At 59.9% G+C, this 18,779-nt stretch carries 19 protein-coding genes; 6 read left to right on the top strand and 13 right to left on the bottom strand.

Annotation, left to right across the window (positions count from 1 at the left end):
* Position 1 precedes the first annotated feature (1 nt).
* On the bottom strand, positions 2–1,102 hold the full coding sequence (locus tag DBR16_RS06955) for a helix-turn-helix domain-containing protein (protein ID WP_161539433.1): 1,101 nt from the start codon (positions 1,100–1,102) through the stop codon (positions 2–4).
* 166 nt (positions 1,103–1,268) lie between these two features.
* On the opposite strand from DBR16_RS06955, the gene DBR16_RS06950 reads away from it, so the two are divergent.
* Positions 1,269–2,087, top strand: a complete 819-nt coding sequence (locus DBR16_RS06950) for a DUF2306 domain-containing protein (RefSeq protein ID WP_109260513.1) — start codon at positions 1,269–1,271, stop codon at positions 2,085–2,087.
* A 2-nt stretch (positions 2,088–2,089) separates the two neighbouring features.
* Here the strand turns inward: DBR16_RS06950 and DBR16_RS06945 are convergent, their stop codons facing one another.
* Entirely contained in the window at positions 2,090–2,521 is a 432-nt protein-coding gene (locus DBR16_RS06945) for an HIT family protein (protein WP_109260578.1), read from the bottom strand.
* Positions 2,522–2,567: 46 nt separating this feature from the next.
* Positions 2,568–3,710, bottom strand: coding sequence for a GNAT family N-acetyltransferase (locus DBR16_RS06940; protein WP_109260512.1), 1,143 nt, complete (start codon positions 3,708–3,710; stop codon positions 2,568–2,570).
* Positions 3,711–3,793: 83 nt separating this feature from the next.
* On the opposite strand from DBR16_RS06940, the gene DBR16_RS06935 reads away from it, so the two are divergent.
* Together DBR16_RS06935 and DBR16_RS06930 are read left to right on the top strand one after the other, a co-directional pair.
* Positions 3,794–4,537 (top strand): SDR family NAD(P)-dependent oxidoreductase, encoded by a 744-nt coding sequence (locus DBR16_RS06935; RefSeq protein ID WP_109260511.1) that lies wholly within the window; start codon positions 3,794–3,796, stop codon positions 4,535–4,537.
* Complete coding sequence (locus tag DBR16_RS06930) at positions 4,534–5,154, top strand: Pr6Pr family membrane protein (RefSeq protein ID WP_109260510.1); 621 nt, start codon at positions 4,534–4,536, stop codon at positions 5,152–5,154. Before DBR16_RS06935 ends, DBR16_RS06930 begins: the two co-directional genes overlap by 4 nt.
* Here the strand turns inward: DBR16_RS06930 and DBR16_RS06925 are convergent.
* Genes DBR16_RS06925 through DBR16_RS06915 form a run of 3 tightly spaced genes read right to left on the bottom strand, consistent with a single transcriptional unit; the run spans position 5,151 to position 7,833 of the window.
* Positions 5,151–5,612 (bottom strand): RidA family protein, encoded by a 462-nt coding sequence (locus DBR16_RS06925; protein WP_109260509.1) that lies wholly within the window; start codon positions 5,610–5,612, stop codon positions 5,151–5,153. The two genes, DBR16_RS06930 and DBR16_RS06925, sit on opposite strands and share 4 nt — an antisense overlap.
* Before the next feature lie 59 nt (positions 5,613–5,671).
* Entirely contained in the window at positions 5,672–6,934 is a 1,263-nt protein-coding gene (locus tag DBR16_RS06920; RefSeq protein ID WP_109260508.1) for a DNA polymerase IV, read from the bottom strand.
* Positions 6,931–7,833: an ROK family protein gene (locus DBR16_RS06915; RefSeq protein ID WP_109260507.1), complete on the bottom strand. Its 903-nt coding sequence runs from the start codon at positions 7,831–7,833 to the stop codon at positions 6,931–6,933. The genes DBR16_RS06920 and DBR16_RS06915 overlap by 4 nt, the downstream gene beginning before the upstream one ends.
* A 183-nt stretch (positions 7,834–8,016) precedes the next feature.
* On the opposite strand from DBR16_RS06915, the gene DBR16_RS06910 reads away from it, so the two are divergent.
* The gene (locus DBR16_RS06910; protein ID WP_109260577.1) at positions 8,017–8,394 is read left to right on the top strand and encodes a response regulator; all 378 of its coding nucleotides are present in this window, start codon (positions 8,017–8,019) and stop codon (positions 8,392–8,394) included.
* Positions 8,391–9,767, top strand: a complete 1,377-nt coding sequence (locus DBR16_RS06905) for a PleD family two-component system response regulator (protein ID WP_109260506.1) — start codon at positions 8,391–8,393, stop codon at positions 9,765–9,767. Before DBR16_RS06910 ends, DBR16_RS06905 begins: the two co-directional genes overlap by 4 nt.
* A gap of 19 nt (positions 9,768–9,786) precedes the next feature.
* Here DBR16_RS06905 and rpmG read toward each other — a convergent pair whose 3' ends face one another.
* From rpmG to topA, 5 genes are all read right to left on the bottom strand, one after another.
* Entirely contained in the window at positions 9,787–9,954 is a 168-nt protein-coding gene (rpmG, locus tag DBR16_RS06900) for a 50S ribosomal protein L33 (protein WP_109260505.1), read from the bottom strand.
* Positions 9,955–10,039: 85 nt separating this feature from the next.
* A complete protein-coding gene (locus DBR16_RS06895; RefSeq protein WP_109260504.1) occupies positions 10,040–11,218 on the bottom strand; it encodes an MFS transporter in 1,179 nt (392 codons plus the stop codon).
* A gap of 9 nt (positions 11,219–11,227) precedes the next feature.
* Positions 11,228–11,896: an NUDIX domain-containing protein gene (locus tag DBR16_RS06890; protein WP_109260503.1), complete on the bottom strand. Its 669-nt coding sequence runs from the start codon at positions 11,894–11,896 to the stop codon at positions 11,228–11,230.
* The gene (rnr, locus tag DBR16_RS06885) at positions 11,893–14,154 is read right to left on the bottom strand and encodes a ribonuclease R (RefSeq protein WP_109260502.1); all 2,262 of its coding nucleotides are present in this window, start codon (positions 14,152–14,154) and stop codon (positions 11,893–11,895) included. Before rnr ends, DBR16_RS06890 begins: the two co-directional genes overlap by 4 nt.
* The gene (gene topA / locus DBR16_RS06880; RefSeq protein WP_109260501.1) at positions 14,151–16,724 is read right to left on the bottom strand and encodes a type I DNA topoisomerase; all 2,574 of its coding nucleotides are present in this window, start codon (positions 16,722–16,724) and stop codon (positions 14,151–14,153) included. The genes rnr and topA overlap by 4 nt, the downstream gene beginning before the upstream one ends.
* Positions 16,725–16,879: 155 nt before the next feature.
* On the opposite strand from topA, the gene DBR16_RS06875 reads away from it, so the two are divergent.
* Complete coding sequence (locus DBR16_RS06875) at positions 16,880–17,062, top strand: hypothetical protein (RefSeq protein ID WP_109260500.1); 183 nt, start codon at positions 16,880–16,882, stop codon at positions 17,060–17,062.
* Here the strand turns inward: DBR16_RS06875 and dprA are convergent.
* Positions 17,053–18,174 carry a DNA-processing protein DprA gene (gene dprA / locus DBR16_RS06870; protein ID WP_109260499.1) on the bottom strand — a complete coding sequence of 374 codons (1,122 nt, stop codon included), beginning with the start codon at positions 18,172–18,174 and terminating at the stop codon, positions 17,053–17,055. The genes DBR16_RS06875 and dprA overlap by 10 nt on opposite strands.
* On the bottom strand, positions 18,171–18,776 hold the full coding sequence (gene plsY, locus DBR16_RS06865) for a glycerol-3-phosphate 1-O-acyltransferase PlsY (RefSeq protein ID WP_109260498.1): 606 nt from the start codon (positions 18,774–18,776) through the stop codon (positions 18,171–18,173). Before plsY ends, dprA begins: the two co-directional genes overlap by 4 nt.
* Positions 18,777–18,779: the final 3 nt, after the last annotated feature.

Below are 18,779 nucleotides of genomic sequence, written 5' to 3'. Positions count from 1 at the left end.
CCTACTCGGCAAAGACTTCAGATGAGGACAGGCCGTCACCGATCCCGGTGGCGGCCTTTTCCTTTTGCCTGCGATATTCACGCGGCGTCAGGCCGTTGGCTTCCTTGAAGGCGCGATTGAACGGACCCAGCGATGCAAAGCCGCTATCGAGTGCAATATCGAGAATGCTGGCGCTGGATTCAGTATCCGCCAGCAAACTTTCGGCATGGCGAATCCGGTACCCATTGATAAAGCGGTTGAAATTCGGGTGTCCGAGCGCCGAGACGATGGCGCGTGAGACCTTGTAGTCCTTTTCGTGCAGGCGCTGGGCGAGGGTCGACACCTTGAGCTCCGGATCCAGATAGGCCCCTTCGGCCACGAGGGCTTGAGCGCGCCGGGCCAATGCCATTTCATCCCCGGTTGCGGGCGGTGATTTTCGCGCAGCGCCTGACGGTAAGGGGTTATTCTGACGGAAAATGATGGCGAGGCTGACGCTGCACATGATCATCGCGGCACAAAGGCCCTGAATGAGTACGGTCAGTCCGGGGGAAACGAATGTCAATCGTCCATGATCGAACAGCATGACACAGATAACAACGCCGGCTCCGAAGCTGGACAGGTAAATGTAGCGAATACGCTTTTCGTTATCGGAAATGCCCGACCAGCCATTCAGCCCCTCGCCAAACGCCAGAAGGAGGGCGGCCGAGCTGAAAAAGACCTGAAGGCCGTCCAGTCGTTCCATCCACTGCGCCAGACTTGCCTCGCCCATCCAGGCGCCAAAACTCAGGCTGAGGGCCAACTGGTCAAATATGGTCGGAAGGAAAATGCCGGCAACGATGGCTATTTCGGGCCAGCCAATCGCGGCATCGTGACGGAAAAGCGCACGGGATGTGAGCCAGAAAAAGGAACAGGAGGCGCAACTGGCAATCGCCATGACGGGATAGGCGGCACCAATCATTTCCCGGCCCAGAACCTCGATCAGCATGATGGCGATCAATCCAACGCAGAAACCGGCCCAGATCAGATGCAGTTGCGAGAAGGCGCGCCGAAGGGCGATCCATCCGAGCCAGACCGCCGCCGCAGATATTGCGAAAATTTTCAATCCTGCGCCCAGTGCAAACACGGCGGCCTCCATTCGTGTGCCATGATGCGCCTGATCCCGACCGATATGCAAGTTTGTGATTTTCTTTCGCCGATTTCTGAATCGGCGAGCCGGTGCCCGCCCGATCATTCATTCCTTTTTCATGACCGGCCAACAAAGGCTGGCACGACAAGAAGGAATATTCATTATGGTCGATACATTCGCGCCTCCCGCGCGCCGCGCGTTGAATGCGCACACCGTCCTTAAAACCACCGGACTGCTCTGGTTCCTCGTCGCCGTGATCGGGCAATGGCTGTTTGCCTATTATGTGATCGCTGCCTATGCGCCAGAAACGCTGTCGGGCAGCTGGGAGCGTTGGGATGAAACCGGCCTGATACAGGGGTTTACCGTCGATGATCTGATCGGCAATCTGGCCTTTATCTCGCACACCTTGCTGACCGCGGTCATCTGTATTGGCGGAACAATGCAATTGATGCCGCCGGTGCGGAAGCGGTTCCCGGCCCTGCACAGATGGACCGGCCGGACCTATCTGACAGTCGGCGCCTTTATGGCCATTGGCGGTATCTGGATGATCTGGGGGCGCGGTTCGCGCCTGACCGAAATTGGCGGCTGGGGCACAACGATCAACGGGCTTATGGCCCTGGTGACGATCGCTGTTGCCTTCTACTTCGCCAAGCGGCGCAAGATCGATCGGCACCGGCGTTGGGCGATGCGGACCTTCATACTGCTCAGTGGCGTCTGGTTCACGCGCCTCGGATATATGGCTTGGGCGATATTGACGGGCGGGGCCGGTATGAGCCGTTCGCTGGACGGGCCCTTCGATATCTTCATTGCTTTTGGCAGCTATCTTTTGCCACTGGCCGTGCTTGAGCTTTATTTCCTCGCCAGTGACAGCCGGTCAGGCGGCATCAAGCTGGCCACGTCCGGCGTGATGCTCGCGGCAACTGCAGCGACAGCACTCGGCGTGTTCGGTGCGTGGTCGATGATGTGGAGCCCGCATGTCTGAGGTCAGGCGAGGGCGGCTTTGATCTTGTCGGCCTGGGCTTTCAGCTCGTCCATATCCGCTTGTCCGCCGCCATGGCGGCCAAGTGGCTCGCCTTCCCAGCGCGGAATGACGTGAAAGTGGATATGAAACACGGTCTGCCCGGCGGGCGCGCCATTGAATTGCGTCACCACAATGCCATCCGGTTCGAGGGCCGTTTCGACCGCTTTTGCCAGGGCCTTCACGCGCTGGATTGCGGCGGCGGCCATGTCGTCTGACAGGTCGAGCAGATTACGCGCGGGCTCTTTCGGCACAACGAGGCAATGACCCGGCGATTGCGGAAAAATGTCCATGAAGGCCACGGCGACGTCATCCTCGAAAATCTTGATCGCCGGGGCGTCCCCCGAAATGATTTTCGCGAAGATGTTCTGGTCGTCATATGTGCCGGACAGGCTCATGGTATTCATTCCATTCAGCAGCTTTGGCATTCATGCCTAACAAGAGTCATTCCTGCTTGAAAGGCAATTCCGCCTGTTGCGCCTCGATGTCGGCGAGCACGGCCCCGCGCTCATAGTCGAGATAGTCTGCCACCGCGCGCCGGAAATTTTCATCGGGAATGTAATGCACCGAATGGACCGCGCGCGGACGATAACCCCGCGCCAGCTTGTGCTCGCCCTGGGCGCCGGCTTCCACGCGCGACAGGCCGCGTTCAATCGCGAAATCGATGGCCCGGTGATAGCAGAGCTCGAAATGCAGGAAGGGGGCGTCGGCGAGGCATCCCCAATAGCGGCCGTAAAGCGCGTCTGACCCAATGAAATTGAGTGCGCTGGCGACAAAGCGGCCGTCCTGTCTGGCCATCGCCATCCAGACCTTGTCGGCCATGCGCTGATGGATCAGATCGAAGAATTCGCGGTTGAGGTAGGGCGTTCCCCATTTGCGGGCACCGGTGTCCTGATAACAGGCAAAGAAGACGTCCCAGTGCTCGGGCCGCAGATCATCGCCGGTCAGACCCACGATCTCGATGTTGGCATTGGCGGCAGCGCGTTCCTTCTTCAGCGCCTTGCGTTTTCGCGAGGCCATATCGCCAAGGAATTCATCATAGGTCTGATAGCCCGCATTTTCCCAGATATATTGCCGGTCCACGCGGTGCAGGAGACCGAGACGTTCAGCCATTTCCCGGTCGTCTGCCGCCGGGAAATTCATCGACCAGACCGGCAGGCCATTCTGCTCGGTGATCGACATGGCGGCCCGTGCCAGTCCCTCGCGGACATTCGCCTCAGACGACAACAGACGCCGGCCAGTGACCGGTGTGAACGGCACGGCGCTGAGGAGTTTGGGATAATACCGCCCGCCGGCCCGCTCCCAGGCGTCGGCCCAGGCATGATCGAAGACATATTCGCCATAGGAGTGGGATTTGGCGTAGCCGGGCAGGGTGCCGACGAGCGCGCCGCCTTCATCTTCAGCAATCAGGTGAACGCCCTGCCAGCCCGTTTCCGTGGTGGCGCTGCCGCTTTCTTCCAGGGCCTGCAGGAAGTCCCAGGACAGGAAGGGATCGTATTCCACGCCGACCGGATTAGCCGCCGCATCCCAGGCAGATCTCTCCACATCGGACAGGCTGGAAATTGAGCGAAAACGGATCCCGGTCATCGCATCTGGAGATAGGCGCAATTTGGCATTGGGGAAAGGCGGGTGGCGGGCTATGTCTGTACAAAACCGGGAGGGATACAAACATGACATCACGATTTGAAGGCAAGGTCGCTCTGGTCACGGGCGGATCCCGCGGAATCGGGGCCGCTATTGCCCGCCGGCTGGCGTCTGAAGGCGCGGACATTGTGCTGACCTATGGCGGCTCGAAGGACAAGGCCGAAGCGGTTGCCGAAGAGATCCGCGCCATGGGCCGGAAAGCCGAAGCGGTGCATTGCGATGCCTCGAAACGTGGCGAGACGGCGAAACTGGTGGCCGATGTGGCAGAGCGATACGGACGGCTGGATGTGCTGGTCAACAATTCCGGCGTTTATCCGTTGACCTCGCTGTCGAAATGCACGGACGAGACCTGGGATGAAATGCTGGCGATCAATGTGACGGCTGTCTTCGAAGGCCTGCGCGCGGCCTATCAGGTGATGAAGCCGGGTTCCTCCATCGTGACCATCGGGTCGGTGGCTGGAGATTCGGCCCAGATGGCGGGTGTCGGGGTCTATTCATCCTCGAAAGCGGCTGCCGAACTGATTACTCGCGCTGCGGGCCGCGAATTCGGCCGCAAAGGCATACGGGCCAATGTCATTCAGCCGGGTCCGATTGATACCGACATGAATCCGGCGGATGGCCAAACCGCCGAATTGCAGAAAATGATGGTGCCGCTGGGCCGTTATGGCGAAGCCGATGAAGTGGCCAATGCGGTGGCTTTCCTTGCCAGTGACGAAGCGTCCTACATCAACGGCACGACGCTGAAGGTCTGTGGCGGGATGACGGCATGATACGGGTGATCCGCGGTACGGTTGCCCTGACGGCACTGGTGGCTGTCCTGATTCAGTACGTGACCTTTATGAGTGGTACGGATGACGGCGTGGCCATCGCGACGCTGCGTTATTTCAGCTATTTCACGATCATGACCAATTGCCTTGTCGCAGCGGGCTGGGGCGCCGCCGCCCTTTGGCCACAGACTGCAATGGGGCAATTTTTCCAGAAAGACAGCATCCGTACCGCCGTGACCGGCTATATTGTGCTGGTGGGGGTCATCTATCACGTCTTGCTGGCGTCCATTCACGATCCGCAAGGCCTTGAATGGTATGCCAATCACCTCCTGCACACGATTGTGCCGCTGGCCGTGTTCCTTGACTGGCTTTTTCTGTCCGGCGCGCGCTCGGCGCGGTTTGCGCAGGTCATCTCCTGGCAGGTCTATCCGGTGGTCTATACTGCCTACACCCTGATCAAGGGGTCGATCACCGGGTTTTACCCCTATCCGTTTCTGGATGTGAATGATCTGGGATATGGCGGCGTTGCGGTGCAACTTGCTGGCCTGATCTTCACCTTCGTGCTGACAGGTATTGTTTTTGTCGCCATTGGCAAATTGCAGGCCCGCCTGATGCGCTAGGCAATCTCGAAAACGGCGTCGATTTCCACCGCGGCACCCAGCGGAAGCACGGGGCAGGAAACGGCGGAGCGGGCATGACGTCCGGCGTCTCCGAATGCCTCGACCATCAGATCGGAAGCCCCGTTGATGACTTTCGGGATGGCTTCGAATTCGGGCGTTGCGCAGACAAATCCGCCGAGTTTCACTACCCTTACAAGACGGTCGAGATCACCATCCAGGGCATCCTTGAGCTGGGCAATCAGATTGAGTGCGCACAGGCGCGCCGCGGACTGACCCTGTTCAACATTCATGGTTTCGCCCAGGCGGCCGGTGACCAGCCCATCGGGACCAAAAGATATCTGGCCGGAAACAAAAAGCTGATTGCCGGAACGCACATAGGGCACGTAATTGGCCACGGGTGCTGCGGCCTGTGGCAGTTTCAGCCCCAGATCCGCCAGACGTTTTTCTGCCTCGGACATAATACTCTCCTGTTCTTCTAATCGCCTAGCGCGCTGCCTGTGTCACTGCAAGAGGTCCGTCATTTCGGTTTGAATACGCGGCCTTTCATGATGGCAGCGTCACCGAATTTTGCGCGGGCCTTGTCCATCGCCCGTTCGGCTGCTGCGCGCCTCGGCCCATCCGGGTCCAGCAAATCCAGGGCGTCCATACTGCCATCGACGAGACTGGAGATGCCGATACCAATGAGGCGGAATTTGCGGCCGTTCGCCTCCGGTTTCAGAAGCTCCTGTCCAACCCGGAACAGGGTGTCAGCAAGCTGTGTGGCATCGGGCAGTGTGCGGCGGCGTGTGATGATTTTGAAATCCTGTGTGCGCAGTTTCAATGTCACGACATAGCCTGAAACGTTTTTCTGCTTTGCCATGTCTGCGACCCGAACACATTGCCGCCAGAGTCGGGATTCCAGCTCCTTCAGGTCGCTGATATCATCGAAGAATGTGGTTTCTGACGACACGCTCTTGCGTTCGCGGTCCGGGGTGACCGTGCGGTAATCCTCGCCCGTGGCAAGCTTTGCGAGCCGGTAGCCGCCATCGCCATAGCGGGCGGCCATGGTCTTCTCTCCGACCCGGATGACATCGGCCAGTGTTTTGATGCCGTCCTTTTCCAGCCTGGCTGCGAAGACCGGCCCTACACCGAAAACGGCCCGGGTTGGCCGGGTCTTGAGAAAATCCGGAGCTTCCGAACGGCCCAGAACGAAAAACCCGTTTGGCTTGTCCATGTCAGAGGCCGTCTTGGCGAGGAATTTGTTATAGGAGAGGCCGACCGATACCGTAATGCCGACTTCCTGATGGATGCGCTTTTGCAAACGCAGCAGGGTCAGTGCCGGTGGTGCATGGTGGAGGCGCTGTGTGCCGGTCAGATCGAGAAAAGCCTCGTCGATGGAGAGAGGTTCAACAACCGGCGTGACGTCCTGCATCATCTTTCGGATACGGTCGCCCTCTTCGGCATAGACATCCATCCGCGGACGGATCACGACGGCATCGGGGCAGGCTTTCAGGGCCTTGAACATCGGCATGGCCGACCTGACGCCGTAAAGCCGGGCCACGTAACAAGCCGTCGAGACCACGCCCCGCTTTCCCCCGCCGATAATGACGGGCCTGTCTTCCAGGGAGGGGTCGTCACGCTTTTCAATCGCCGCATAGAAGGCGTCACAGTCGATATGGGCGATCGATAATGCGTTCAGCTCCGGATGACGCAGTGGCCGCCGCGCGCCGCAGGCCGGGCAGGTGTCGCTTTGCTCCAGCGGTGTCTGACAGGCCCGGCAATATCCCGGCAGGGTGCTCATGACAGTGGCCAGAGCCAGGCGGCACCGCGAACACCGGAGCTGTCGCCATGCAGATTCCTGACGATGCGCGTCGTCATCCGGTCGCTGAAGACATATCCGGGCAGGCGGCGTGCGGTTTCCTCTGCGAGCAGCGGGATGTTTGACAGACCGCCACCCAAAACGATCACTTCCGGATCAACGATATTGATCACGGTCGCCAGTCCGCGCGCCAGGCGGTCCTGAAACCGGTCGAGCGCGGCTTTGGCGTCGGCTTCGCCCGCTTCGGCATTGGTTACAATCTGGTCAGCCGTTAAGGTTCTGCCGGTTTCGCGTGTGTGATCGGCCGCAAAAGCCGGTCCGGAGATCCAGCTTTCGACACAGCCGCTAAGGCCGCATTTGCAGTCGGGGCCGGGCACCTCCCCAATCGAGGGCCAGGGCAGGGAGGTATGACCCCATTCGCCTCCCAGCAGGCCATGGCCTTCATGTATCCGGCTATCGACAACCAGTCCGCCGCCGACGCCGGTTCCAAGGATGACGCCAAATACTGATTTTGCGCTCTTGCCTGCACCATCCACCGATTCAGAGAGGGCAAAGCAGTTGGCATCATTGGCGCACCGCACAGGGCGGCCCAGCGCCGCTTCAAGGTCCTTGTCGAGTGCGCGTCCATTGAGTGCGGCCGAGTTTGAGTTGCGCATCAGACCCGAGACCGGATTGAGCGATCCGGGATGGCCGACGCCAACAGGGAGCGAATCACTTTCCACAGATTTTTCAGCCAAACCGACCAGATGCGTGATCAGCCGGATTTTTGATTCATAATGTTCCGGCGTCGCTTCGCGTCTGGAATAGCGTGTGTGGCCGACCGAATCGATAATGGCGACTTCGGTTTTGGTGCCGCCCAGATCCACTCCGATTCGAAACATGCTTCCGCCCCAGTCCGGGTTATGGTTAACATTGCCGTTCTTATCTTGTTCCAGAAAGGGAGAAAAGTTCGGCGCCGACTCATCCTTGATTAAGGATCATCTGCTCTAATCATCGCGGGGTGAAACCGGGTGCGCAATGACGCGCCCAAGCTACGGGAATGCGGCGGCGTCATGCTTCAGGTCATGCCCAAAAAGGTTCTCATCGTCGAGGACAACGAGCTCAACATGAAGCTCTTTTCCGATCTGCTCGAAGCGCATGGCTACGAGACCGTTGGCACGAATAATGGTCTGAATGCGCTGGATCTGGCACGGGAACATTCGCCTGACCTCATCCTCATGGATATCCAGCTGCCCGAAGTCTCCGGGCTTGAAGTCACCAAATGGCTGAAGGACGATGATGAGCTGTCGTCGATTCCCGTGATCGCTGTGACTGCATTTGCCATGAAGGGTGATGAGGAGCGTATTCGCGAGGGCGGCTGTGAAGCCTATATGTCCAAGCCGATCAGTATTTCTGTTTTCATCGACACCATCAGGGGCTTTCTCGGCGAGGAGGCGGCATGAGCGCCAGGGTCCTCGTTGTTGATGACCAGGAAGCCAATGTCAGACTGCTCGAAGCCAAGCTGAGGGCGGAGTATTTTGATGTTGTGACGGCCTTTAGTGGCCAATCCGCGATTGATTGCGCCATTGCGCAGCAACCCGACGTTATCCTACTGGATATCATGATGCCCGGTATGGACGGTTTTGAAACCTGCCGCCGCCTCAAATCCGATCGCCGGACGCGCCATATTCCGGTTGTAATGGTCACAGCGCTGGATCAGCCCGACGACCGCGTTCGCGGGCTGGAGGCCGGTGCGGACGATTTCCTGACCAAGCCGGTGGATAATCTGCCGCTGTTTGCCCGCATTCGTTCCTTGCTACGCCTGAAAGTCCTGCTCGACGAATTACGGCTGCGCGAGGAAAAGGCCGAGGAGCGCGGGCTGGCACCGGTTGATGCCGAATCGGAAGCGCTACAGGACGTGAACATCCTGCTCGTTGCCGGAGAAGACCGGATCGCCAGCCATCTCGCCAGCAAGCTGCCGCCACAGACGAATGCCGATGTGGAAATTGATCCGGCCAGGGCGATTACCCGGTCAGCTGACGGGTATGACCTGATACTGATCGACCTCACGACAAAGGCATTTGATGCCTTGCGTGTCTGCGCGCGTATCCGGGCCAATTCCGAGACCCGGCAAATACCAATCCTGGCCATTGTGGACCCTGACGAGGTCAGCCGCTCGGTCCGTGCGCTCGACCTCGGCGTGAATGATATTGTTCACCGCCCGGTTGACCGGGGGGAGCTGAATGCCCGGATATGGACGCAGCTTCGGCGCAAGCGCTATGCGGACACACTGCGCGAGCGCCTGGAAGACAGTCTGGAGATGGCGGTCACAGATCCGCTGACCGGCCTGCACAACCGGCGCTATATCTCCTCACGCCTGCAACAGGTTGCAGAGATTGTGGCCTCTGGTGATACGACCGCATCTGTTGTGATCGCAGACCTGGATCACTTCAAACGCGTCAATGACACTTACGGCCACGAGGCGGGAGATTTTATCCTGCGCGAGTTTTCCGAACGGCTGAAGGCGCGTTTGCGGGCGGTCGATCTGGCGGCGCGTTATGGCGGTGAGGAATTTGTGATCCTGATGCCGGATGCGCCGCTGACCGAAGCCAAGGCCGGCGCCGAACGTTTGCGGGCCGCGATTGCGGATACGCCGTTCAGATTGCCGGGCGACAGCGGTGTGCTTGCTGTTACGGTTTCAATAGGCGTTGCTGAAATCCAGCCGGGAGATGATGTCGATACGGTGCTACGCTGCGCGGATGATGCGCTCTACCGCGCCAAGGCGGCGGGCCGTAACTGCGTGATGACAGATCAGAAGGCCAGTCAGGCGGCCTGAAAGCACAAGAGTCGCAAGACTACTTGATTTTGCCTTCTTTGAATTCGACGTGTTTTTTGACGACCGGATCATATTTCCGGACGACCATTTTCTCGGTCATGGTCCGGGCATTTTTCTTGGTCACGTAGAAATAGCCGGTTCCCGCCGTGGAGTTCAGACGGATCTTGATGGTTGTCGGCTTGGCCATGACGAAATTCCCTGATGCACATGACTGTCACGCCGGAAAAGCCCGGTCGCAAGAGGCGCGGAACATACGCACGCTCCGCAAAGTGTCAAGCGGGTCTTCGCTGTATTTGCCGCACTGCCAGGAACACCAGGTAGATGACGGCGATACCACTGGTCACGATCAGCACGCCTTGCGGATTCATGGCGTCCATACCAACGCCACCTGCGGCAGGTCCCACAAGGGACCCGACACCATAGGCCATCACAAAAGCGGCGTTTGCCGCTGCCATGGATCCGCCATCAAACCGCTCGCCGATCATGGCGAGACCCAGTGTGTACATGCCGGTTGCCGTGCCGACATAGGCAAACATCACGGCGTATAAGGCCAGAGTATTGGCTCCCGCCAGGAAGATAAGACCGGGTCCGACAATACAGACGAGAGTCGCCAATACCGTGATGCGAAGCCGGCCGGCATGGTCGGCAAGGCGGCCAAGCGGTGTCTGAAGTGCGATACCGCCGAGCGCGCCGGCGGCCATCATGAATCCGATGGATGAATCCAGCAGGCCAATGCGTTCGCCATAAACCGGGAAGAGCGAGAAAAAGATGGTCTCGGTGGCACCGAATAACAATCCGGCTCCGATAGCGGCCGGCGCATATCCTGCGGCACGGATCATGGCTTTGAAACTGGCGGATTCGGCGTCGGGCTGTTCAATGCCCGGCCCCCGGAGAAGAATGATGGGCAGTGTGCCGATCGAAAACAGGCAGAACCCTGCAATCCATGGGTCGGGGCCGGTCGATCCCAAAACTGCCAGCAATAACCCGCCTGCGCCGAAGCCGGATGCCAGCGCTGTGGCATAAAGACCGAGAATGGTGGCGCGTTTCTCTGCCGGCGCAATCTGGTTGATCCATGTCTCGGACGAGACAAAGATGATGGTGATGCTGAGCCCCATGGCAAAGCGCAGGGCAAACCAGACGATCACATCCGGAAACAGTGGAAAAAGCGGAATGCAGAGGGCGGTGAATGCAAGGCTGCCGATAATCAGTGACCGTCCGGCATAACGTGACAGCAATCGTGGAATGAAGGGCGTCGCGGCGATTGTGGATAGCGCAGCAGCAGCGCCGTTCAATCCTACGATCAGGCCCGAGCCTGTCATCGTTTCCAGATTGAGGGCCATGACCGGCATGAGAAGTGTGAATCCGCAGCCGCAAAGCGATGCGCAAATGATCGCGGCTATGAGCGATCGAAGGCGGCCATGCCGCTCGTGGAGAAGCCATTCGGAAAACATCGCCCGCGGCTATAACGGATCAATCTGCATCCGTCTTGCCAATTCTCGGATATGACGCGGCCGCGATGCGGGCTGCTGCAGCCGCCGGTCCAGCTCGCCCAGTACAAAGCGTGTCACATGCGGCAAGGGCAGAGCTTCGGCTTCCTCGCGCGTCACCCACCGGACATCGGTGAGCTCGTCAGATTCGCGTTTGACGATGCCGGCAACCGCTTCGTCAGCATCGGCGTGGAAGAACCAGGCGTCGAAGCGGCGGACGCGGCGAGGCGGGGTTATGGCGCGGGCGATCAGGCGAAGCGGACGCGCATCCGGCTGGAGGCTCGATTTGCGAAATGCGGTCCAGTTGGGATGGCGTGATGTGATCCTCCCCTCGCAGCCGACAAGATATCCTGCCTCTTCGGCGGTTTCGCGGATGGCGGCAGCCGCTGCCGCACGGGCACGCCTCTCGGACATGACCCGGCACATGCAGGCCAGATCCTCGCCTTCCATCATCCCGGCAAGGGGAGCATAGCTGTCGGCGCGATCGACCCGGCCCCCGGGAAAAACATATTGTTCAGGCATGAAAACATGACGCGTCGAGCGCTTGCCCATAAGGATTTCCCGGCCGCGCTTGGACTGGCGCGTGAGGATCAGCGTTCCGGCCAGTTTTGGCCTGAGCGACAGCCCGGACTTTGCCGTCATCTGCGGCGGCCCTTCTTGCGTGGCTGACGCTTGAAGGTCGATTGCGGCCGGCCCTGGGGCTTTCCACGGCCGCGCGGTGACTGCCGCGGGCCTTTTTCCGGCGGTGTGAGCATCTCGAACAGGAGGCCGCCGGTCACCGGTGTGGCCTCCTCGAGACGCACCGTCACAGATCGTCCCAGCCGGTACATGTCGCGGGAATGCTGTCCGATCAGAGCATGCAGCGCTTCGTCATGAATGAAACGTTCGTCGCCCAGACGGCTGATCGGAACAAGACCGTCGGCCCCGGTTTCCTGCAGTCGCACAAACAGGCCGAAACGGGTCACGCCGGTGATGCGGCCGTCGAATTCGGTGCCGACCCTTTCCGCCAGGTAAAGGGCGATATAGCGGTCGGTGGCGTCTCTTTCGGCGGCCATGGCGCGGCGTTCCAGAGCCGTGATATCCTCGGCGATCGCGTCGAGCTGGCTGGCTTCGGAGTCGGTCTGGCCATCCTTGCCCAGCTTGCAGGCGCGAATAAGAGCGCGGTGGACTGTCAGGTCGGCATAGCGGCGGATCGGCGACGTAAAGTGGGCGTATCGGCGCAGGTTCAGACCGTAATGCCCCGGATTTTCTGTGGAATAGACGGCCTGTGACTGCGAGCGCAGCACGACCTCATTTACCGTCTCGTAGTGGTCGCCGTCCTTGGCCTGTTCGAGCAGGCGGTTGAACCGGTCGGGACGGGGCGGTTCGCCACGCGACCATTTCATATCAATGGTCTGCAGGAAGTCGGCGAGGGCATCCATTTTTTCGAGGCTGGGGGGTTCATGCGCCCGGTAGATCAGCGGCCGGCCTTTCTGTTCCAGTGTTTCCGCAGCACAGACATTCGCCTGGATCATGCATTCCTCGATCAGCCTGTGGGCATCAAAGCGCTCGCGGACCTCTATGCCTAATACCTTGCCATCCTCGCCGACGCGCACTCTGCGCTCCGGTGCGTCGATTTCCAGCGCCCCCCGGCGTTCGCGTGCGGCCGAAAGAGCCCTGTAGGCGCCCCAGAGCGGTTTCAACACATCTTCGAGAAGCGGCTCACCCTTCGGGCTGTCGCGTCCATCTATGGCATCTTGTGCCTCGCCATAGGCCAGCTTGGCGGCGGACCGCATCCAGCCGCGAATGAAAGTGTGTGACCGCTTGTTACCGTCCTTGTCGAAGACCATACGGACCGCCAGGCACGGGCGTTCCTCTTTTTCGCGCAGCGAACACAGATCATTCGACAGGCGCTCGGGCAGCATGGGAACGACGCGGTCCGGAAGATAGGTGGAATTGCCCCGGCGCAGCGCACCCCTGTCGAGGGCCGAACCTGCTGTCACATAAGCGGAGACATCGGCAATGGCGACGAGCACCACCCAACCGCCTGGATTTTTGGCGTTGTCATCGGCTGCGGCCCAGACGGCGTCATCATGGTCACGCGCATCTTCGGGATCGATGGTGATCAGAGGCACACTGCGCAGATCCGTCCGATCGCCCATGGTGACGGGTTCGAGTCTGGCGATCTCGGCCAGCTCCTCGTCCTTGAATCCGGTCTCGATGCCATGGGAATGCAGGGCGATCAGACTCCCCGCACCAGGCGAATTCACATCACCAACCACCTCTTCGATAATCGCGGTTTTCAAGCCGTGGCGATGTTCCTTTGCGATTCGGCACAGCACGAGGTCGCCATCTTTCGCTTTTTCCGCTTCGCCCTTGGCAGGGACCAATTCGTGGCGGCTGCGCCGGTCCACCGGTTTGAGACGCGGCGCGCCCTTGCCCTTTGAGAGCACGCACAAAACCTTGTGTGCGCTCTGGCCCAGCTTGCGGATGAGCCGGGCCTCATAGTTGCCATCCTCTTCCTGGACCAGGCGAACCAACGCCCGGTCCCCCACACCAAGCGCTGCGCTGCCTCTGCCGCCTGCGCCTTCACCGGGCGCCAGGCGGATGACGGGCGGATTATCTCGCGATTTATCAGGCCGGGCGAGCAGTTCGCCATCAGTGTCACGATCATGAATGACGACAACCATGACGCTGGGAAGAGCTTCGGTCAGGGCAAAGGCGTTGCGGCCCTCCTTGCGGATAAGACCTTCGTCCAGCATTTCGCGGAGCACAAATTTAAGCGCAATCTTGTCATCGCCTTTCAGGCGGAGCGCGCGTGCGATTTCGCGTTTTCCAAATTCACCGCGGCCCAGCCTTATGGCTTCGATCAGCGCTTCGCGCGTCAATCCGGTTATTTCGGATTTGTCTTTACCACTCACGCTTTCTTCGCTGCCGCCTTTTTCTTTGCCGGCGCTTTCTTCTTCGCCGCCGGTTTCTTCTTCGCGGGCGCTTTGCGGGCCCCCGCCTTCTTGCCGCCCTTGGCTTCCTTTTCCGCGACCAGTTTCATCGCTGTTTCCAGATCAATGGTTTCCGGATCAGCATCCTTGGGCAGGGTCGCATTGATTTTCTTGAATTTGATATAGGGACCATAACGGCCGCTCATAACCCTTACCGGTTCGCCTTCATGCTCGCCCAGTTCTTTGAGTGCCTGAGGCGCGCCGCGCGTGGCCTTCTTTTCAGCGAGCACGGTGACGGCCCGATTGAGACCGATTTCGAAGACTTCTTCGATATTCGGCAGGTTCGCATACAGGCGGCCATGTTTCACAAACGGGCCATAGCGGCCCAGCCCTGCTTCGATGATTTCGCCATCTTCCGGGTGCGCGCCGACCGTGCGGGGCAGGGACAGCAGTTTGAGTGCGCTTTCGAGTGTCAACTCGTCCTTTGCCCAGCCTTTGGGGATAGAGGAGCGTTTCGGCTTTTCTTCACCCGGCAGTGCCAGTTCGACGTATGGGCCAAAGCGGCCATCTTTCAGATAGACGGTTTCGCCGCTATCCGGATCCTCACCGAGGGCGCCATCGCCCTCAACGGCACCGTTGTCTTCCGTCGCGCCCAGAGGCCGTGTGAATTTGCAGTCGGGATAATTATCGCAGCCCAGAAAAGCTCCGAATTTGCCAAGACGGATAGAGAGCCGGCCCTTGTTGCAGGACGGGCAGAGGCGGGGGTCAGTCCCGTCTTCCTTCTCGGGGAAGATATGTGGTGCCAAGGCGTCATTCAGGGCCTCGAGCACTTCGCCAATCCGCAGATCGCCTATTTTCTCGACGTCACCGGAAAACTCGGTCCAGAATTCACGCAGCAGGGCTTTCCAGTCGAGGTCGCCGCGGGAGACCCGGTCAAGCTGATCCTCAAGCCCTGCCGTGAAATCATATTCCACATAACGCTCGAAGAACTTCTCAAGGAAAGCGGTGACGACGCGGCCCTTGTCTTCGGGAATGAAGCGGTTCTTGTCCATGCGGACATATTCGCGTTCGCGCAGGACCGAAAGCGTGGAGGCATAGGTCGATGGCCGGCCGATGCCCAGCTCTTCAAGGCGCTTGACCAGGGAAGCTTCCGTATAGCGCGGCGGGGGCTGGGTAAAGTGCTGATCCGCATGCGTTTTCTTTGCCTCTGCAGAGGCGCCATTGGTCACTTTCGGCAGGCGTGTTTCGCCTTCCTCGTCCTCATCATCGCGGCCTTCCTGATAAAGCGTCAGAAATCCGTCAAACAGCAGGACCGAACCGTTTGCCCGAAGCGCGAGCTTTCTGCCGGCCGCCTCGATATCGATTGTCGTGCGCTCGAAACGCGCGCTTTCCATCTGGCTGGCGACGGCGCGTTTCCAGATCAGCTCGTAAAGCCGGCGCTGATCCTCATCAAGGCGCAGGTCTTCCGGTGCCCGCGAGAAGCTGGTCGGGCGGATCGCTTCGTGCGCTTCCTGCGCATTGCGCTGTTTGGATTTGTAAATACGTGGGCTGCCGGGCGAATACAGCTTGCCATAGCGGGCACTGATGACATCGCGGACCTGGGTGATGGCTTCTGCCGCCATATCAACACCATCGGTCCGCATATAGGTGATGAGCCCGACGGTCTCCCCGCCGATATTCACGCCTTCATAGAGTTTCTGCGCCGTCCGCATGGTGCGCTGTGCATTGAAGCCCAGCTTGCGTGAGGCTTCCTGCTGCAGCGTTGAAGTTGTGAAAGGCGGCGGCGGATTGCGCTTTGCGGGCTTGGCCTCGACCGCCGAGATTGTCAGTTGGGCTGCCTTGATGGCTTCGGCCGCCGCTGTTGCTGTGGCGCGGTCGTTGATGGACAGCTTTGTGAGTTTTTTGCCATCAAACTGGACCAGGCGCGCGCGGAAAGGCTGGCTGCCACCCGAGACCAGATCGGCATCGACGGTCCAGTATTCTTCGGTGCGGAATTTTTCGATTTCCAGTTCGCGGTCGCAGACGATCCGCAGAGCAACCGACTGCACACGTCCGGCAGAACGTGCGCCCGGCAGCTTGCGCCATAATACGGGCGAAAGGGTAAAGCCGACCAGATAGTCGAGCGCGCGGCGGGCGAGATAGGCTTCGACCAGCTCCATGTCGACCGCGCGAGGATGTTTCATGGCTTCGAGAATGGCCGTCTTGGTAATGGCATTGAACGCGACGCGCTGGACTTCGACGCCCTTCAGGACGCGGCGCTTTGTCAGCGCTTCCAGTAAATGCCAGGAAATGGCTTCGCCTTCCCGGTCCGGGTCGGTTGCCAGAACCAGACGGTCGGCATTCCTGACCGCATCGGCAATGGCTTTAACGCGTTTTTGCGACTGGGCATCAACTTCCCAGCTCATCGCAAAATCCTCGTCCGGTTTTACCGATCCGTCCTTTGGCGGCAAATCGCGGACATGGCCGAAGCTGGCAAAGACCTCAAAGTCCTTCCCCAGATATTTCCCGATGGTTTTGGCTTTGGCAGGCGATTCGACGACAACGACGTTCATTCAATCACTTCCGGATAATTCTGGCCGGGAAGATAGCCCGGTAAATGGCGGCGGAAACTGATGGAGGCTAACAGACGTGTCAACACACCACTTGAGCTTGCAATTATAAGTCGCTTACGCAATATATTCGCCTTTAGCGAGATCTGGGGAGTTCCATGAAATCGCAATCGGTAAGTGAGTGCGAGGCCTTGCCGCCCCAACAGGCAGCAGATTTTGTCGCTGAAATGCTGAGTGAACTGGCCGTCTTGTCCCGTCAGGCAGGGTTGAATCGCTCCGGCGAGCTGATCGAGGCGGCAATCCCGTTACTGGCGATGGAGTCCGATCGTCATCAATCCTGATCATCGGCATAGCGCAACTGGACCTGCCCCCCGGGCAAAACCGTCGCCCGCCCTGCCAGTTCCAGTTCGATAAGCACGCCGTGAACCTCGCCCGCGCGGGCACCGGATTGGCGTACGAGCTCGTCAATACTTACCGGTGAGGGGGAAAGCAGGTCCGCAACACGAGCGCGGACGTCTGCATCGGGTTCGTCATCCAACCCGGATTCATATTCGGGCGATTCAGATTCCGCCGCGACCGGCCGCTTGGCCTGACGCAATATATCCAGCACATCATCCGCGCTCTCGATCAGCGCTGCGCCTTCTCGGATCAAGCGGTTGCTGCCCTTGGCGCGTGGATCCAGCGGGGAGCCCGGTGTGGCCATGACTTCGCGCCCCTGTTCGGCGGCCAGCCGAGCGGTGATCAATGAGCCGGAGCGCATCGCAGCCTCAATGACGACCGTGCCTAGCGAAAGGCCCGAGATCAGCCGGTTACGGCGGGGAAAATCGCGGGCGGTTGGCACCGCGCCCAACGGCGATTCTGTCACCAGAAGCCCGCGGCGTGCGATGTCATGATGCAGGTCTGCGTGCTCGGGCGGGTATATATGATCAAGCCCGCTGGCCAGCACGGCAATGGTTCCGGTTTCGATAGCGCCCGCGTGAGCTGCGCCATCTATTCCGCGCGCCAGGCCTGAGATGATCGTGATCCCGGCAAGTCCGAGTTCTCTGGCAAGGTCGCGCGCGAAACGGACGCCGATGGCCGAGGCGTTGCGGGAGCCGACGAGTGCGCAGCAGGGTGCTGCATCGGGGTCCAGAACGCCTTGAACTGAGATCACTGGCGGCGGCGGATCGAGCACAGCCAGCAATGACGGATAGTCCGGTTCGCACGCCATCAGCACGCGCGCCCCGAAATCCTCTGTGGCGGTCAATTCGGCCTCGGCCTCATCACGGCTGACGATGTTCAAGGCTTTGACGCGTCCGCCCTTGGCGGCCAGTCCGGGCAGGGATTCGAGAGCCTCGGCGGGTGAGGCATATCGTTCAATCAGTTTGGTGAAAGTGACCGGACCAACTTGCGGTGTGCGGGCAAGGCGGAGCCAATCGATGCGCTCGCTGTGGGTGAGTTCACAGCGCTTCACGACTTCTTTGCGCCGATGGCTGGCTCTTCGCCGGCCAGAAGGCGAGTGATATTCGGGCGATGCCGCCAGAAAATGAGGAGCGCCAGAAACAGACAGAGCAGGGCGACGTCCTGCCGCCCGAAGGCATAGGCGATGAGCGGTGCAGTGGCGGCGGCCACCAGGGCGCTAAGGGATGAAATCCGCGCCATCAGTGCCATGCCGATCCAGGTGAGCGCGGTCAGTATTGCGACCGGCCAGGCCACGGCAAACAGCGTTCCGTAGAAGGTGGCAACGCCCTTGCCACCCTTGAACCCCAGCCAGACCGGAAAACAATGGCCCAGAAAGGCCGCGCCACCGGCGACAAGGCCTTCGGTTGTGCCGAACAGCGCGCTGAAGATCAGGGCTGCGATCCCGGCCTTTGCAGCGTCGAGCACAAGCGTTGCAGCGGCCAGATCCTTGCGGCCTGTACGCAGGACATTTGTGGCACCGATGTTGTTCGAACCGATCTCGCGGATATCGCCCAGACCGGCGATCCGGGTCAGCACCAGACCGAAGGGAATGGACCCCAGAAAATAGCCGCCAATGGCGGCGATCGTAATTGCGATTATTTCCCAACCGGTCATCAA

The sequence above is a fragment of the Hyphobacterium indicum genome (assembly GCF_003129605.1).
In the GTDB taxonomy this organism is placed as follows: Bacteria; Pseudomonadota; Alphaproteobacteria; order Caulobacterales; family Maricaulaceae; genus Hyphobacterium; species Hyphobacterium indicum.
This window is presented reverse-complemented; position numbering and strand designations above follow the sequence as displayed.

Excerpts from the sequence above, each read along its gene's own strand:
- DBR16_RS06950 (WP_109260513.1), top strand. The coding sequence starts at position 1,269 with ATGGTCGATACATTCGCGCCTCCCGCGCGCCGCGCGTTGAATGCGCAC.
- DBR16_RS06945 (WP_109260578.1), bottom strand. The coding sequence starts at position 2,521 with ATGAGCCTGTCCGGCACATATGACGACCAGAACATCTTCGCGAAAATC.
- DBR16_RS06940 (WP_109260512.1), bottom strand. The coding sequence starts at position 3,710 with ATGACCGGGATCCGTTTTCGCTCAATTTCCAGCCTGTCCGATGTGGAG.
- DBR16_RS06935 (WP_109260511.1), top strand. The coding sequence starts at position 3,794 with ATGACATCACGATTTGAAGGCAAGGTCGCTCTGGTCACGGGCGGATCC.
- DBR16_RS06930 (WP_109260510.1), top strand. The coding sequence starts at position 4,534 with ATGATACGGGTGATCCGCGGTACGGTTGCCCTGACGGCACTGGTGGCT.
- DBR16_RS06925 (WP_109260509.1), bottom strand. The coding sequence starts at position 5,612 with ATGTCCGAGGCAGAAAAACGTCTGGCGGATCTGGGGCTGAAACTGCCA.
- DBR16_RS06920 (WP_109260508.1), bottom strand. The coding sequence starts at position 6,934 with ATGAGCACCCTGCCGGGATATTGCCGGGCCTGTCAGACACCGCTGGAG.
- DBR16_RS06915 (WP_109260507.1), bottom strand. The coding sequence starts at position 7,833 with ATGTTTCGAATCGGAGTGGATCTGGGCGGCACCAAAACCGAAGTCGCC.
- DBR16_RS06910 (WP_109260577.1), top strand. The coding sequence starts at position 8,017 with ATGCCCAAAAAGGTTCTCATCGTCGAGGACAACGAGCTCAACATGAAG.
- DBR16_RS06905 (WP_109260506.1), top strand. The coding sequence starts at position 8,391 with ATGAGCGCCAGGGTCCTCGTTGTTGATGACCAGGAAGCCAATGTCAGA.
- rpmG (WP_109260505.1), bottom strand. The coding sequence starts at position 9,954 with ATGGCCAAGCCGACAACCATCAAGATCCGTCTGAACTCCACGGCGGGA.
- DBR16_RS06895 (WP_109260504.1), bottom strand. The coding sequence starts at position 11,218 with ATGTTTTCCGAATGGCTTCTCCACGAGCGGCATGGCCGCCTTCGATCG.
- DBR16_RS06890 (WP_109260503.1), bottom strand. The coding sequence starts at position 11,896 with ATGACGGCAAAGTCCGGGCTGTCGCTCAGGCCAAAACTGGCCGGAACG.
- topA (WP_109260501.1), bottom strand. The coding sequence starts at position 16,724 with ATGAACGTCGTTGTCGTCGAATCGCCTGCCAAAGCCAAAACCATCGGG.
- DBR16_RS06875 (WP_109260500.1), top strand. The coding sequence starts at position 16,880 with ATGAAATCGCAATCGGTAAGTGAGTGCGAGGCCTTGCCGCCCCAACAG.
- plsY (WP_109260498.1), bottom strand. The coding sequence starts at position 18,776 with ATGACCGGTTGGGAAATAATCGCAATTACGATCGCCGCCATTGGCGGC.